Genomic DNA, 15,527 nt, shown 5'->3' on the forward strand with positions numbered 1-15,527 from the left:
CTTAATTATTATGCTTGATATAAAAGAAAACCTTTTGGTAAAACCATTATCTGTTCTGAAGCAATTTCAATAGAAGAACTTAGCAAAACTTCTTGATCAGTTCTATCGACAAATTGTGTCTCTTGGCCAGTATTAAAAATCCCATAGATCGTCTGTTCCTCCAAACAACAAGCGAGTCTAATCAACCCCGTTTCAAAAGAAGTGCCTGTCCAATCGATTGTTCCACCAGAAAAAACAGCCGCATACTTTTTGCGAAGGGCAATCAATGATTTTACAAATTCCTTCAAATCCAAATCTTGCTGATTTTCCTCCCAAACCATACAACGACGACAATCAGGATCCATATCACCTGTCATACCAATTTCATCACCATAGTAAAGACAAGGGACGCCTGGTTGAATATACGTAAACGCTAATACTTGGCGCATCAGCTCTTTATCCTCTTTCGTTTCATGCAATAAGCGTGGTGTATCGTGGGAATCTAAAACATTAAACTGCATTTGATTCGTTTGTTGTCGATAAAGCATTAACTGGTTGTTCATTTCAGAGAGCATCTTTTCCAAGGACAGTTCTTGCTTGACAAAGTAGCCCATAATCGCATCTGTGTATGCATAATTCATCACTGCATGAAATTCGTCTCCTTGGAGCCAGCTTTGCGACGAGTGCCAAATTTCTCCTAAAATATAAAAATCTTCTTTTGCGTCATCACATGTTTGCCGGAATTTTTTCCAGAACGCATGATCCACTTCGTTTGCCACATCTAAACGCCAGGCATCAATATCATATTCCTCAATCCAATAACGAGCAATTTCTAAAAGATAGGCTTGCACCTCTGGATTTGCTGTATTTAATTTAGGCATATGCGGAGTGAATGCAAAAGTATCATAAGTAATGTTGCTTGCTTCTTCAAAATCAGCACTTTCTTCATAGCTAGCTGGAAACTCATTTACGTGGAACCAATCGGCATAAATTGAGTCCTGGCCATTTTTTAACACATCTTGCCATTGAGGCGAAGTGTCCCCCATATGATTAAAAACGGCGTCCAACATAATCTTGATGCCCCGTCGATGACACTCTTCGACTAAACGCTTAAAGGTAGCGCCATCACCAAAAGCTGGGTCAATTTTTAAATAATCAATCGTATCATATTTGTGATTAGAAAACGCTTCAAAAATCGGGCAAAAATATAAGCCATTAACACCTAAATCTTCAATGTAATCAAGATGATCTAGCACCCCTTGCAAATCCCCACCAAAAAAATCTTGTCGATCTGGTCTTTTAGATCCCCACGGCAACGTCCCTTCAGGATCATTCGCGGGATCACCATTTGCAAAACGCTCTGGAAATATTTGATACCAAACCGTTTCTTTTACCCATTCAGGTGCTTTAAAACGATCGATTTCATGAAAATACGGCATCCGAAAATAATTATTCGCCATCGCTAAATACTTTTCTTCTAAAGGATAAATGCCGTGTTCGCCATAAAACGCCGTCAAGCCATCCGTCCCTACTAAAGTAAAAGCATATGAAAGGCGTTTAAATTTTGCACTTAATGCAATAAACCAGTAATCATATAACTCCGTAGATACTAACTTCTTCATAGTTAACGACTGTTGGTACCACTTTTCTTTCCCTAAAAGATAAGGATCTCCTTGCACTAATTGGACAGAGGCAATGTCGCCTTTTGCCGTACGCAAACGAATATGCATTGTTTCTTCTGTATAAAGATAAGCAAATTCACTTTCTGGACGATGGTAGATTGCAGCAGTGTTCATTTAATTCTCTCCTTTAATTGTCGCTTTTCGTGTATTTTCTAATACTCGAACACATTTTAGCGCAAACGATTGCATTTGTATACCCTTTTTTATTTTTTTATTTAAAATGCTTAATTAGTGGTATACACCACTTTAAATAAACAGTATGTTATTTATAACAAAAAAACTTTTTTAACTTTCTCGATGAAAAACACTTGATTATTTCCGCAATCGGTTGCATAATAAGACTTGTAAAAAATAATTTTTGGAGGGTTCAAAAATGAAAGCGAATTGGAAAAAGATTTTAATGGGCGGTATCCTTTTAAGTGCTTCCGCGGTTTTACTTACTGCCTGTGGTGGCGCAGAAAAAACGAAAACTGAAAATGAAAGCGGTTCAGCAAATAAAGCAGCTGGTGACGTAAAATTATGGGTTGATACTGAATATATGGGCGTCTTTAAAAAAGTTGTCGCCGATTTTGAAAAAGAAAACCCCGATATTAAAGTTAACTTAACTGCTGGAAATTCGGCAGATGCTAAAAAAGACATTGCAAAAGATCCTAAAGCTGCCGCAGATGTTTTCATGATGCCGCATGATCAAATTGGTCAAATGGCAGAAGCTGGTCTGATTTACCCTAACACAAAATATGAAAAAGAAGTCAAAGAAAACAATATCGATTCGGCAGTAGCAGGAGTCACTTGGAAAGACAAAGTCTATGCCTACCCTTATGCCGTAGAGTCACAAGTTCTTTATTATAACAAAGATACGTATTCTCCAGAGGAAATCAAAACTTGGAAGTCTTTAACTGAAAAAGGCAAAATCGGTACCAATTTTGGCGAAGATGGCGCAAATTATATCTTCGGTCCTCTATTTATGAGTAACGGCGATTACTTATATGGTGAAAATGGCGAAGATACAAAAGGTACCAACTTTAACAACCAACAAGGTATAGAAGTATTACAATGGATTGCCGATCAAAAAAATAATCCTGGTGTGATCCAATCAAATACAGAAGCATTGTCTAATCTAGGTTCTGGCAAAACGGATGCCTTCCTTTCTGGTCCTTGGTCTAAAAACGATGTAGAAAAAGCTCTTGGCGACAAAATGGGGGCTGCTGCCTATCCAACCATTGATTTTGGCAATGGAGAAAAACAAATGAAAGCTTTCTTGGGCGTTCGTAGTTTTGCTGTCAACCAACAAACACAAGCACCATTGGCCGCAATGACATTAGCAAACTATTTAACCAGTGAAAAAGCACAAATGACTTACTTCAAAGAAATCGGCTTTGTCCCTTCAAACAAAAAATTACAAACAAACGAAGAAATCACACAAGATACTGTTGCAAAAGCTATCTTAGAAATGGCGCAACCAACCCACTCTGTGGTAATGCCAAAAATCCCAGAAATCGTTTCATTCTGGCCTGCGATGGATGCAGTGATCAATGATACGTACAAAGGCAATATCAAACCTGCGGATTATCAAGCAAAATTAGATAAATTAGTCCAAGACACATCAAAAGAAGCAAAAGAATAAAAAGAGTAAAGAAATGGGACGAGCTTCAATCTGCTGTCCCATTTCCTCTATCTTTTTTATTTAAGTAGAAAGTGAGTGAACGAAGATGTTCAAGAAAAAGAAAGCCCAGACGTCATTTCGAGAGGTCTTTAAAAAAGGCGACTTCGCTACAAAACTATCTTTTTTAGTTATGGGTGCTGCAAACTTCGCCAACAAGCAGTGGTTAAAGGGAATCATCTTTTTAACAGCTGAAATTGGCTTTATCTATTGGTTAATCCGTAATGGTTTCCACGCATTAATGATGCTAGGAACACTAGGGACCCAACAGCAAGGATTAGTATATGATGATTCTTTAGGGATTGAAGTTCTAAAAGAAGGCGATAATTCAATGCTCTTATTATTATTCGGAATTGCAGCAATTTTAGTCTGTTTATCGCTAATCATTTTATATGTAATCAATTTAAAAAGCGCCCGTCATCTATATGAATTAAAGACAGCCGGCAAAAAAATTCCAACAACTATGGATGATTTACGTAGCTTGTTAAACGAACGTTTCCATGCAACTTTAATGACGATCCCCTTACTAGGCGTTCTTTTCTTTACCATCTTGCCGTTGTTATATATGATTTCAATTGCCTTTACCAACTACGATCATAACCATTTGCCACCGAAAAACCTTTTTACTTGGGTTGGATTGGCAAATCTAGGTAATGTAATCACAGGCGATATGGCTTCAACGTTCTTTCCAGTACTTGGCTGGACCTTGATTTGGGCTGTTTTCGCAACCGCAACTTGTTTCTTTTTTGGAATCATTTTAGCCTTGCTTATCAATACAAAAGGCTTAAAATATAAAGCGTTTTGGCGGACTATTTTTGTCATCACGATGGCCGTACCTCCGTTTGTTTCACTTTTAATTATGCGAAACCTCTTAAATGGTTCTGGACCTATCAATGCTCTGTTGTTAAATTGGGGCTTAATCGATTCTTCTATCCCCTTCTTAACAGATCCGAATTGGGCAAAATTAACCATTATTGTTGTCAATATGTGGATTGGTATTCCTGCTACGATGTTAATCTCTACAGGGATTATCCAAAATCTTCCTGAAGATCAAATCGAAGCTGCTAGAATTGACGGTGCCAATAAATGGCAAATTTTTAAAAGTATTACATTTCCACAAATTCTATTTGTGATGACCCCGGCGCTGATTCAACAGTTTATTGGCAACATCAATAACTTTAATGTCATTTATCTATTAACAGGCGGTGGGCCAGCCAATTCTAACTTCTACGGTGCAGGCTCAACTGACCTTTTAGTTACCTGGCTATACAAATTGACTGTCGATACAATGGATTACAATTTAGCCTCTGTGATTGGTATTTTAATCTTCATTCTCTCCGCAGTCTTCAGTTTAATTGCCTATACACGGACGAATTCATTTAAGGAGGCGTAACTTATGGCTAAAGCAAAAAGTTACCAGAAAAAACAACGCACTGCACTTACCAGCGTTTACATCATTCTAACCATTTTAGCAGTTTTTTGGATGTTCCCCATTGTGTGGATTATCTTAACAAGTTTTCGTGGCGAAGGCGGTGCATTTGTTCCCTATATCATTCCCAAAACATTCACTTTAGAAAATTATAAAGTATTATTAACAAATCAGACTGGCAACTTCCCCTTTGTCCGTTGGTTTTTGAACACCTTGTTCGTCTCCATCGCAAGCTGTCTGTTATCCACTTTTATTACGATTGCAATGGCTTATGCGCTGTCACGGTTGCGTTTCCGCTTAAGAAAACCATTTTTAAAAGTGGCGCTCGTTTTAAATATGTTCCCTGGTTTTATGAGTATGATTGCCGTTTACTATATTTTAAAAGCCTTAAATTTAACTGAAAGTTTATTCGCTTTAATTCTGGTTTACTCTGCAGGCTCGGCGCTAGGTTTTTACATCGCCAAAGGGTTCTTCGATACCATTCCAATGGCTTTAGACGAATCGGCTATGATTGACGGTGCCAACAAGTGGCAAATTTTCACAAAAATTACGTTGCCATTGTCGAAACCAATTATTGTCTATACTTCTTTAACCGCCTTCATGGGCCCTTGGATGGATTTTATTTTCGCAAAAGTTATTATGGGTGATAAAGTTGAAAATTACACCGTTGCGATTGGTCTTTTTTCGATGATGACCAAATCAACAGCCAATTCACTATTCATGGCTTTTACAGCAGGATGTGTGCTAATTGCCATTCCAATTACTATTTTATTTATATTAATGCAACGTTTCTATGTAGAAGGCGTGACTTCTGGCTCTGTCAAAGGCTAGAAAAAACATCGTTTGGTTTATAGCCAAACGATGTTTTTTATTTTTTGGCGTTGTTTTCCTTACACGTTTTTCTTCGTAGCGCTTGATAATTGGACAAAATTTTCATGACCGCCAAAAAGTGTTGATTGACCTCTTGATAATCCTCTAAGGAAAGAACACTAAGCGTTTCAGATAGTTGCTGTTTTACTTGATTTTCTTTTTGCTTAAAGAGCTTCTCGCCTTCTTTTGTCGTATAAACATTAACCACGCGGCGATTTTCTTGATTATGGCGACGTTGAACAATCGCTCGTTCTTCTAACCCCGCAATAGAGCGACTCACTTGAACTTTCGACGTTCCTACTTGGTTGGCTAACTCTGTCATACTGATTCCTTCATTCGTTGCCACAATTAATAAAATTAACATGTCTAACTTTGTTAATTTTAGATCCTCCAAGTCTAGGTCTTTAAAAAGCAATTGGCTCATATATGAAAAAATTTCAGTAAAGACACTAATATCTAAATTTGATGAATGCTTCTCTTTATCCATATGTTCTCCCTCGTTTCCCACCTAGTGTATACTAAATTCACTTGATTATCAAATGGTAATGATTGATTTTTGTTAACTATTATGTTACGTTATACACTAACTTAAGGTTGTATTGTTGATAAATTGGAAGAAGGATGCGAAAAATATGCTAGAACTCAAAGAGATAAAAAAATATTATACTGTCGGCGGAACGACCACTAAAGCTTTAGATGGCGTCTCTGTCGCTTTTCGAAAACAAGAATTTGTAGCCATTCTGGGTCCCAGCGGCTCTGGTAAAACGACGATGTTGAATGTGATTGGCGGATTGGACAATTACGATTCTGGTGACTTAATCATTAACGGCAAATCAACAAAAAATTTTAAAGAAGCCGACTGGGATGCTTATCGGAATAACTCAATTGGTTTTATTTTTCAAAGTTACAACTTAATTAGTCATCAAGGGATTTTGGATAATGTCGAGCTTGGTATGACACTGAGTGGTATTTCAAAAGCAGAAAGACGCCAAAAAGCCGAAGATGCACTCATCCGTGTCGGTTTGAAGGACCATATCCATAAAAAACCTTCCCAATTATCTGGCGGTCAAATGCAACGGGTTGCCATTGCTCGTGCTTTAGCTAATGATCCCGATATTTTACTTTGTGACGAACCAACTGGTGCATTGGATTCAGAAACTAGCCTGCAAATTATGGCACTTATCCAAGAACTTTCGAAAGAAAAATTAGTCATTATGGTGACCCACAATCCTGAATTAGCTCATGAATACGCTGATCGAATTATTGAATTTTCAGATGGCCAAATTCGGCATGACTCGCGTCCTCATATTGAACATGAAAAAAAAGAACCTTTCGAATTGAAACGCACCAAAATGAAATTCACGACTGCGCTGCGTTTATCTTTTAATAATATCCGCACTAAAAAAGGGCGAACTTTTTTAACCGCCTTTGCTTCAAGTATCGGAATTATCAGTATCGCGATTGTCCTTTCTCTTTCAACAGGATTCCAGAAACAAATTGATAAAACTCAGTCGGAAACGTTAGCGCAATTTCCGATTACCATTTCTAAAATAGCGACAGATCAAGATCCAGAAAGTTTCAATAATCAGGACAAAAAAGGCACCTTCCCGAAAGAAAAAGAAGTGACTGCTAAAATTAGCGATGCGGACCGTGCGCAACACACGAATTTAATTGATCAAAAGTTTATTGACTATGTCAATCACATTGATCCTGAATTAAGTAATAATATCGGCTATACTCGTCTAGTCAATATGAACTTATTAAGAGAAATCAACGGGAAAGCACAAGCTGTCAAATTTTCAAACGATGCACCCGACGGCCAATCAAACGCGATGGCTTCTATGATGGCTGCCCAAACTGGCGTCGGCGTTTCTGCTTTTCCTAAACAACTAGAAAATGGAAAAAACAATTTCTTAAAAGACAATTACTCGTTGCTTGAAGGAAATTATCCAGAAAAAGAAACCGATGTCGTTTTAATCGTCGATAGTAACAATACCACCAATATTAATGCTTTAAAAAATCTTGGCTTTGACGTGAAAGATAATCAAAAGATTGCCTTTTCAGACATTGTCGGCACAAAAATGAAGTTAGCCAATAATAATGCATTTTACACCAAATTACCGACAGGCAACTTCATTCCTAACCAAGATTTGCAAGCTGTTTACGATAATCCAGAAAATACCGAATTAACAATTTCAGGGATTTTGCGAATTAAAGATTCTTCAACAATGAATCTATTAGCACCTGGAATTGCTTATAGCGATGCACTTTCAACTAATATGATTGCCAAAAACAAAACCTCTGATATTGTTAAAGCGCAAGAAGCCAGCAACACTAACGTTATGACTAACGAAACATTAGATGCTTCCGCGAAAGAAAACCTGTTGTCTTATTTAGGAGCGAATGAAATTCCTTCAAGTATTATGATTTATCCAAACGATTTCAAATCAAAAGATAAAATTCTTGATTATTTAGATGCTTATAACAAAGGAAAAGATAAAAAAGACCAAATCATCTATTCTGATTTAGCTGGAACAATGACCCGCTTAACAGGTGGTTTAATGGATGCCATCACCTATGTGCTGATTGCATTTGCTGGGATTTCCCTTGTTACAAGTATGATTATGATTGGGATTATCACCTATACTTCTGTCATTGAGCGGACCAAAGAAATCGGTATTCTGAAAGCGTTAGGAGCTCGTAAAAAAGATATTACCCGGGTGTTCGATGCCGAAACTGCTATTTTAGGCGTTGCCTCTGGTATTCTTGGTGTTGTGATTGCCTTTCTCGCAACATTTCCGATCAATGCAGTGCTCTATAACCTGACTGATTTAGAAAATGTTGCCACCTTAAATCCAATTCACGGAATTATTTTGATTGTAATTAGCACAATCTTAACCATGATTGGTGGCCATATTCCTGCCCGAATGGCAGCGAAAAAAGATGCGGCAGTTGCTTTACGTGCAGAATAAATAACAAAAAATAATCCTTTAATTTCTCTTAAAGGATTATTTTTTGTTTGTAATTTTTATAAAACCACCGTATACTAAATGATTGTGAATGCTTAATAAAAAGAAACGAGGTAATTTCATGTTAAAAAAACCATTTTTACTATTTTTTTCACTTTTAGGAGCTATTTTTATTTTAGCTAGTTGTGGCATAGGAAAAGATGCTGTCACAGATACTAAGTACAAAGTTAGTTTGCAGCAAGCTGCTGAAATCTACGAAAAAGAAGCTGGCAACAGCAAACCATTAGTAAATGTCCAATTTGATACAGAACCAGCAAGTGACTACAGCTATATCTTTACCAACGAGACAGAAACACTTTACGTGAATCCTGAAACAGGAAAAGTCACCAAAAATACTGAAGCAAATCAACTTGGCGAAAACGAGACAGCCTTTTCAGCTGCTGAAGTCAAAGAATTAGGCGCTGTTAACGACGTTTTAGCCAAAGCAAAAAAAGAAGTTGGAGGACTTTCTCCACGTATTTTGACTTGGAAGTTAACCAAAAATAACAATAAACTTGTTTATACAGTAGATGTTAAAACAACTACGGCAGATGAAAAAGTTACCTTAGATGCCAATAAATAAGCACGAGCGTATAACTTATCACGAAATAACCAAATCTTAAAATACTCTTTGGGACAGAACCTACGCATTCGGAAACCTTAACATTTTCTGAAGCCGATCGTTCTGTCCCAATTTCATTCTTTTAAGTAATAATAATTGTTCGTTACCCCTGCTACCGTTATACTTAGTTTAAAAGAAAAGATGGGAGTATCAATTCATGGTTTATACAGTTGATTTTAAAGAAGTAGCCACTATTGGTTTAGAAAGTTCACCAGTGGCACCTGCCCTTGCTGGACTAAGAGCGAATGAAGCTCGCTATTTTTGGAATAAATACAAACATCGCTTTACGACCGTCCCTGCCTCTGAAGCTCCAGAAACATTGGCCTGGATTGAAAAAATTTTATTAGAACGAGAATTACATTTCCCTTACAAGCCACTTGAAATTTCTTCTTTCACTTTAGACGGCATAAAAATGGCCTATGTATTTTATGAAAACGGCTTAGCAGTTAACGTGATGTACACATTAGCTGAGGAAGGCAAACGCGCCGTTGGGTTTAAACTTTCAGATGGTATGGCAATCCCTGCAGAATTTGAAGGAAAATTCAAATTTGCTCGTCAAAAATCAAAATTAGCTGGAACCATTCGCGGCTCTTATTTTGTCATTAAAGGAACCTATTAAAAAAATGCTTTTGCCCTTATTATTAAAGGCAAAAGCATTTTTTTATTTTAATTCTTCAATATAGTTAAATACTTGTTGTCCAGCAATACCGCCTTCACCGACCGCTGTCGTGATTTGACGCAATGTTTTTTCACGGACATCACCAATGGCATAAACACCAGGAATTTTTGTTCTCATTTCTTGGTCTGTTTCAATCCAACCAGCCTCATTCGTAATACCAGCTTTTTTAAATGGTTCTGTTAATGGATCTAGCCCCACGTAAATGAACACGCCGTTTGCTTCAATTTCAGAAACTTCATCTGTTTTGACATTCCGTGCTTTCACACCTGTCACGACCATTTCATTGCCAACAATTTCTTCGACAACTGTATCCCAAACAAAGGAAATCTTTTCATTTGCAAAGGCACGATCTTGAATGATTTTTTGCGCACGCAATTCATCACGACGGTGAACAATCACTACTTCAGAAGCAAATTGCGTTAAATAGATTGCTTCTTCAACTGCAGAATCGCCGCCGCCAACGACTACTAAGCGTTTATTTTTAAAGAAAGCACCGTCACAAACGGCACAATAAGAAACACCACGGCCAGCAAATTCTTCTTCGCCTTTTACACCCAATTTTCGGTGTTCACAGCCTGTTGCAATAATTACCGCTTTAGCTTCATAAGATTTGTCATCACAAATCACTTCTTTATAGGATCCGTGGTCTTCAATGCCCATCACAATGCCATACGCATTTTCCGTACCAAATTTTTCTACATTTTCATACATTTTATAGGCCAATTCTGGACCCATAATAGAATCAAAGCCTGGGTAATTCTCTACCTCAGCAGTGTTGTTCATTTGCCCACCAGGCGCACCGCGTTCAATCATCAATACAGAAAGATTGGACCGTGATGCATAAAGTGCTGCCGTCATCCCAGCAGGACCGGCACCAATGATAATTACATCATACATTTTATTTCCCCCAAAATTTTAAGTAAGTTTACTTTACTCCTTAAACAATTTCTTGTCTACTTTTCTGCCCTTTTTTGACATTCGGAGTAGGTGTGTCTATTACGTAAGTTATTGTACCACGGTTTTGTGTTTTCTAGGAGGGGGAATGAAGATTAATTTAGCTATTGTATTTAAACCAGAATTCTTCAATTTTTTCTTTGAATGCTATCGTTGGATAATTCCCTCTTAAATCAAAAGTGTGTCTATCATCATCACTAAATTTTATTTGATAATTATAAATAACTTCACTTTCCATTTGTCTGAAAAGTCCTACATCAATGACCTCCGACCAACTACGCACTATTAGAAATCCCTTTTCATGATATGACAAACCATGACTGTCCATTCTATATAAAATGCCACCATATTTTCTGATATACTTAGTCTCATTAATCCCGGTTTCGATTATCAAAAAAGCAAACATACATATTAATTTAAGTAAGGATAAAGCACTGATTAGTATAGCCACTACTGTTAAAAAAACAAAAAAAATTATATTACTTGTCACTGGATTTTTATAGAGTGAAAAGTAAAACCATACCAAGCAAATAAGTGTGACAAAAATAACACCTAGTCCTATACCAATTTTTTTGTACCCATCTGCCTTAGTCAGTCTCACTTCAAATATCTCTTCCTCATTTATAAACTTTTATCTTCTCTTTCCTTACGAGAAAACTCTAATCAGTTCAAAACTATTTAATACCAATCATCAAATCAGTGTATACCTTATTATCTATTACTTGCGGACAATAGAAAATTGGTGAAACAATTGTCAAATCTTCCTGAACAACTATAGTGATTAACTCTTCTAATGCTTTAGAGAATTCAGATAACTTATCGCCTTTTGCTCTAGTTGCTAACATATTGTTCACCTGAAAATAAGATTGGAAACGATATTCTGCTGGAAGATTCTCTTGGCATTCTTCATTGACAGGTAAAAAAACTTGAATCAGCAATTCTTCTTCACGAATGTCAGAATTCATTGAATAGAAAAAGCTGTCTGATAAAGAATAATCTGCTTCAAAAATTGTTTCCAAAGCATCTTCTAAACAACGACCCATCTCCTCTGAAGTCGTTACATAATAACGACTGATGACATTTTGATAATGTAATGATTGTTTATAGCCAATTGTTTTTCTCATTTTTTCACCTACTCTTTTGTTGGGATTAAAACATCTACCCAATATTCATCATAAACTAAGGTCATTACCAACAATAATTTATCATCAAATTCAATCTTTTGTTCCAGCAAGTAATCCGTCATTTCCTCAATATTAGCGCCAAGTTCATCATCAAAAGGAATTCTTTTACGAACTAGATGATCATAATGAATATTTTCTACAGTAAAAATCTCGCCACTTTCAACTGGCTCATTCACAGGAATATAAAATTTATACGTTTGTTCTTCTTCACTTAATTCAGTTGGTTTTAGTTCAATCATTGTTGGTCCATTTTTATAAAAACCTTCTTCATAAGTTAATTCTTCTGATTGTAAAATTAAATCCACTAATTGATCTGTTGTTGCTCGTTTTTCAATATACACTAAATTGTTCATTTCCAATGAAACTTTTTCAATCATCTTTTTCCCTCTTTTCATTAAATTAATTTCCTAAAATCGATCTATTTTTAAATTTTTCAATACCTACCAATTCCTTTGATTGAATCTTTGAAGGCTGGTTTTAAGCCTCCTTGCGTGCTTGGAGTCAAGTAAAGTCTTTACCTTTTCTCATAACGTTATCAATGCCAGTTAATTTATCTCATTTATTCAACCATTTCCCGGCTTTTTTGATCACTAAAGTACCGTCTGACATTCGTTTAATCATGGAAGAAGTATAGCTATTTTTTGGTTCTCTTGTTCTTTATCATTTCAATGGAATTTCCATATATAGAGGCATTTTCATTCTTTGGTTCTTTTTTCCAGTATCTAAGAACTCTTGGAAAGTGAAAGGTCGCAAGTATTTGTAGCGTTGCAATTAGAAACACCATGCCAGTATATGCATAAGTAAAATTATTAATCACTTTACTCACAAAGAAAAATATAATCCCTGCTATTGATAGGCTATTCATAAAGTAGTTTGCATATTTATCTCGTATTTTAAAATGTGAAGTTTTCACTGATTTCCATACTAAGACTGTATTTATAAGAACGCCAATAATCCATAGTAAGTTACTTCCAACCATCCCTAATTTTAAATCAGAAACTGGATTATCTGTCATTGATGCACCTATTGCCATAATTATATAGAACATTAAGATACAAGTAATATACGGAATTATAATTACAAATTTTTGTAGTTTCTCCTTTCTAAACAAAACCAAACCTACAAGATTGGCACATATAGTTCCATATGATAAATATATGAGTTTATCATTCAAGCTAGTATTTAGCGTTTCTTTCATATCAAGTGAAATAGAGAAAAGAAATAAAATTCCTAATATAAAGACAAATGCACCTATAATGCTAAGGAAGGACTTACTGGTAAAGGATTTTCTTGATACCTTTTTGTAAGTACTCGGGATAAAATTTTTCAACATTTCTTTTATTTGAACCATGCAGATACTCCTTTTACCATTGAATTAATAGCTTTCTTAGCCATATTTGTAGCACCTGTTCTTTTATTTATCTCTTCTAATCCAGCAGAAATAGCAATTCCACCTAGAACTACAGCCCATACTGGGCCACCTGCCACCGCAATTGTACTTCCTATTGTTCCAATAACCGCCGTTGTCACCGCCACTTTCCCGACATCCACCAATGCACCACCCACTTTACTTGCGGTAATTTCTTGCCCTTTCAATCCATCTTTTCTGGCTTGTTTCTCACTCTTACTGATTCCTTGAACGACATCTACAGCTCCTAAAGCTATGTTCAACCCTGGCACAATTTTTCCTGCACCTTTTGCATTGACTAATGCTTTGGCATCTTTCACAACACCATTAATCCCAAAACTTACGCTTTTTTTCAACGCACCACCAGCACTCTTTAAAGTTCCTTTACCAATACCTTTAACTGATTCTTTAAAGGCTTGTTTTGATCCTTTTAATACAACATTTTTATCCACTAACTTCAATTTATGCAGTAATGAATCACCTAAATCAGTGAACTGTTTTAAACCGCCTGAGGTGCTTAGGCGTGTAAATGATTTCCCTTGTTTTACGTATTTATCAATCCTTGTTAATTTATCTAGTTTGCTTAGATATTTTCCAGCTTTATTTATGACCAACTTACCATCTGCCATTCACTTAATTCTTGAAGAAATATAGCTATTTTTTTGTTTTCTTGTTCTTCATCATTTCAATTGAATTACCATAGATTGACGTTTGATCATTATTCGAATTATTTGGTTTCCACAGAAGAAGGATTCTATTTAAATGAATAGTTGCTAAAAGAAGAGTCATGATTAAAATACATGCACAACCTAAGATTCCCAAAAACCAATTATCTGTAAAATCTGATATAAACAGAAATACTATCCCTAATAAACTAACTCCATTGAGCAGAAAGTTAAAAAATTTATCTCTTATTTTATAATTATTTTTGATAACTGAGCGTTTAATAGAGAATAGATATAAAATTTCAGCTATTACAAATGTAACTAAAGTAGCTATACTAACTTCGACAAAAGTTTCAAAAGAATTATCTAATAAAAATGATATACAACCTAGTATCAAAAATATATCCACTATCATAGATACATAGAAAAAAATTCCTGCCCACTTATTTATACTGCTTTTGAAAACATAATTTAAATATATACTTAGATTTACAACTATTATAAATATAGTGATAAAGGTTAATATATCTAGAAATAGCTTATCAATTACTATATCATTACCAAATACATAATAAAAAATCTGCAATAAGAATGTAGCTAAAAGTATATACAAGCCTCTTTTTATTGTTCCTTATTTTGTATTGATTTGGAATGTAATTTTTTATTATATCTTTCATTTTCCCCACCCCCGAATGCCTTTTATCATTGAATTAACTCCATGTTTTAAATTTTCTGTTGCTTTAAACTTCTTATCTAAGAAATTTATTCCCCAGGACATTGCAATACCTGCTCCTACCACACCCACAACAGGAGCGCCAAAAAATCCTGCTACAGCACCAGCCGCTCCTATCACCGCCGTTGTCACCGCCACTTTCCCGACATCCACCAATGCACCGCCAACTTTACTTGCGGTAATTTCATGCCCTTTCAAGCCGTCTTTTCTTGCTTGTTTCTCACTCTTGCTGATTCCTTGAACGACATCTACAGCTCCTAAAGCTATGTTCAACCCTGGCACAATTTTTCCTGCACCTTTTGCATTGACTAATGCTTTGGCATCTTTCACAACACCGTTCATCCCAAAACTTACGCTTTTTTTCAACGCACCACCAGCACTCTTTAAAGTTCCTTTGCCAATTCCTTTAACTGATTCTTTGAATGCTTGTTTTGATCCTTTTAATACAACATTTTTATCCACTAACTTCAATTTATCCAGTAATGAATCACCTAAATCAGTAAATTGTTTTAAACCGCCCGAGGTACTTAGTCGGGTAAAGTCTTTGCCCTTTCTCATATATTTATCAATTCCGGCTAGTTTATCAAACTTACTCAACCATTTTCCGGCTTTTTTGATGACTAAAGTACCGTCTGACATTCGTTTAATTCTGGA

Annotated in this window: 15 protein-coding genes and 1 pseudogene; 6 read left to right on the top strand and 10 right to left on the bottom strand. The window is 35.9% G+C overall.

Going from position 1 to position 15,527, the window contains the following annotated elements; all coding sequences use genetic code 11:
- Positions 1 to 8 precede the first annotated feature (8 nt).
- The gene (locus IGI80_RS18800) at positions 9 to 1,775 is read right to left on the bottom strand and encodes a glycoside hydrolase family 13 protein (RefSeq protein ID WP_438724278.1); all 1,767 of its coding nucleotides are present in this window, start codon (positions 1,773 to 1,775) and stop codon (positions 9 to 11) included.
- A gap of 259 nt (positions 1,776 to 2,034) precedes the next feature.
- On the opposite strand from IGI80_RS18800, the gene IGI80_RS18805 reads away from it, so the two are divergent.
- The 3 genes from IGI80_RS18805 (at position 2,035) to IGI80_RS18815 (ending at position 5,581) form a co-directional block, all read left to right on the top strand.
- A complete protein-coding gene (locus IGI80_RS18805; protein WP_438724279.1) occupies positions 2,035 to 3,285 on the top strand; it encodes an extracellular solute-binding protein in 1,251 nt (416 codons plus the stop codon).
- Between the two features lie 85 nt (positions 3,286 to 3,370).
- Positions 3,371 to 4,714 (top strand): carbohydrate ABC transporter permease, encoded by a 1,344-nt coding sequence (locus IGI80_RS18810; protein ID WP_002357775.1) that lies wholly within the window; start codon positions 3,371 to 3,373, stop codon positions 4,712 to 4,714.
- Positions 4,715 to 4,717: 3 nt separating this feature from the next.
- Positions 4,718 to 5,581 carry a sugar ABC transporter permease gene (locus IGI80_RS18815; protein WP_002360454.1) on the top strand — a complete coding sequence of 288 codons (864 nt, stop codon included), beginning with the start codon at positions 4,718 to 4,720 and terminating at the stop codon, positions 5,579 to 5,581.
- Between the two features lie 37 nt (positions 5,582 to 5,618).
- On the opposite strand, the gene IGI80_RS18820 is transcribed toward IGI80_RS18815, so the two are convergent.
- Positions 5,619 to 6,128 (bottom strand): MarR family winged helix-turn-helix transcriptional regulator, encoded by a 510-nt coding sequence (locus IGI80_RS18820; protein WP_002365578.1) that lies wholly within the window; start codon positions 6,126 to 6,128, stop codon positions 5,619 to 5,621.
- 124 nt (positions 6,129 to 6,252) lie between these two features.
- On the opposite strand from IGI80_RS18820, the gene IGI80_RS18825 reads away from it, so the two are divergent.
- The 3 genes from IGI80_RS18825 to IGI80_RS18835 all read left to right on the top strand — a co-directional run bounded on the left by IGI80_RS18825 (position 6,253) and on the right by IGI80_RS18835 (position 9,869).
- Entirely contained in the window at positions 6,253 to 8,592 is a 2,340-nt protein-coding gene (locus IGI80_RS18825; RefSeq protein WP_002360456.1) for an ABC transporter ATP-binding protein/permease, read from the top strand.
- A 118-nt stretch (positions 8,593 to 8,710) separates the two neighbouring features.
- Positions 8,711 to 9,211 (top strand): plasmid sex pheromone cAM373 precursor, encoded by a 501-nt coding sequence (gene camE / locus IGI80_RS18830; protein WP_002355961.1) that lies wholly within the window; start codon positions 8,711 to 8,713, stop codon positions 9,209 to 9,211.
- A 196-nt stretch (positions 9,212 to 9,407) separates the two neighbouring features.
- Positions 9,408 to 9,869, top strand: coding sequence for a hypothetical protein (locus tag IGI80_RS18835; protein WP_002355960.1), 462 nt, complete (start codon positions 9,408 to 9,410; stop codon positions 9,867 to 9,869).
- A gap of 42 nt (positions 9,870 to 9,911) precedes the next feature.
- Here the strand turns inward: IGI80_RS18835 and trxB are convergent, their stop codons facing one another.
- The 8 genes and pseudogenes from trxB to IGI80_RS18875 form a co-directional block, all read right to left on the bottom strand.
- Positions 9,912 to 10,826 carry a thioredoxin-disulfide reductase gene (trxB, locus tag IGI80_RS18840; protein WP_002357780.1) on the bottom strand — a complete coding sequence of 305 codons (915 nt, stop codon included), beginning with the start codon at positions 10,824 to 10,826 and terminating at the stop codon, positions 9,912 to 9,914.
- A 157-nt stretch (positions 10,827 to 10,983) separates the two neighbouring features.
- Complete coding sequence (locus IGI80_RS18845) at positions 10,984 to 11,484, bottom strand: hypothetical protein (protein WP_002357781.1); 501 nt, start codon at positions 11,482 to 11,484, stop codon at positions 10,984 to 10,986.
- A 73-nt stretch (positions 11,485 to 11,557) separates the two neighbouring features.
- Positions 11,558 to 12,007, bottom strand: a complete 450-nt coding sequence (locus IGI80_RS18850) for a DUF5085 family protein (protein WP_002357782.1) — start codon at positions 12,005 to 12,007, stop codon at positions 11,558 to 11,560.
- A gap of 8 nt (positions 12,008 to 12,015) precedes the next feature.
- Complete coding sequence (locus tag IGI80_RS18855; RefSeq protein WP_002357783.1) at positions 12,016 to 12,462, bottom strand: hypothetical protein; 447 nt, start codon at positions 12,460 to 12,462, stop codon at positions 12,016 to 12,018.
- Between the two features lie 239 nt (positions 12,463 to 12,701).
- Positions 12,702 to 13,418 carry a hypothetical protein gene (locus IGI80_RS18860; protein ID WP_002371835.1) on the bottom strand — a complete coding sequence of 239 codons (717 nt, stop codon included), beginning with the start codon at positions 13,416 to 13,418 and terminating at the stop codon, positions 12,702 to 12,704.
- Positions 13,406 to 14,104 carry a hypothetical protein gene (locus IGI80_RS18865; protein WP_202579619.1) on the bottom strand — a complete coding sequence of 233 codons (699 nt, stop codon included), beginning with the start codon at positions 14,102 to 14,104 and terminating at the stop codon, positions 13,406 to 13,408. The genes IGI80_RS18860 and IGI80_RS18865 overlap by 13 nt, the downstream gene beginning before the upstream one ends.
- Positions 14,105 to 14,129: 25 nt before the next feature.
- On the bottom strand, positions 14,130 to 14,753 hold the full coding sequence (locus IGI80_RS18870; RefSeq protein WP_438724280.1) for a hypothetical protein: 624 nt from the start codon (positions 14,751 to 14,753) through the stop codon (positions 14,130 to 14,132).
- Positions 14,754 to 14,813: 60 nt separating this feature from the next.
- Positions 14,814 to 15,527 (bottom strand): annotated as a pseudogene (locus tag IGI80_RS18875) (T7SS effector LXG polymorphic toxin); the annotation flags it as partial.

Source organism: Enterococcus sp. DIV1420a, from assembly GCF_051712165.1.
GTDB lineage: Bacteria > Bacillota > Bacilli > Lactobacillales > Enterococcaceae > Enterococcus > Enterococcus faecalis.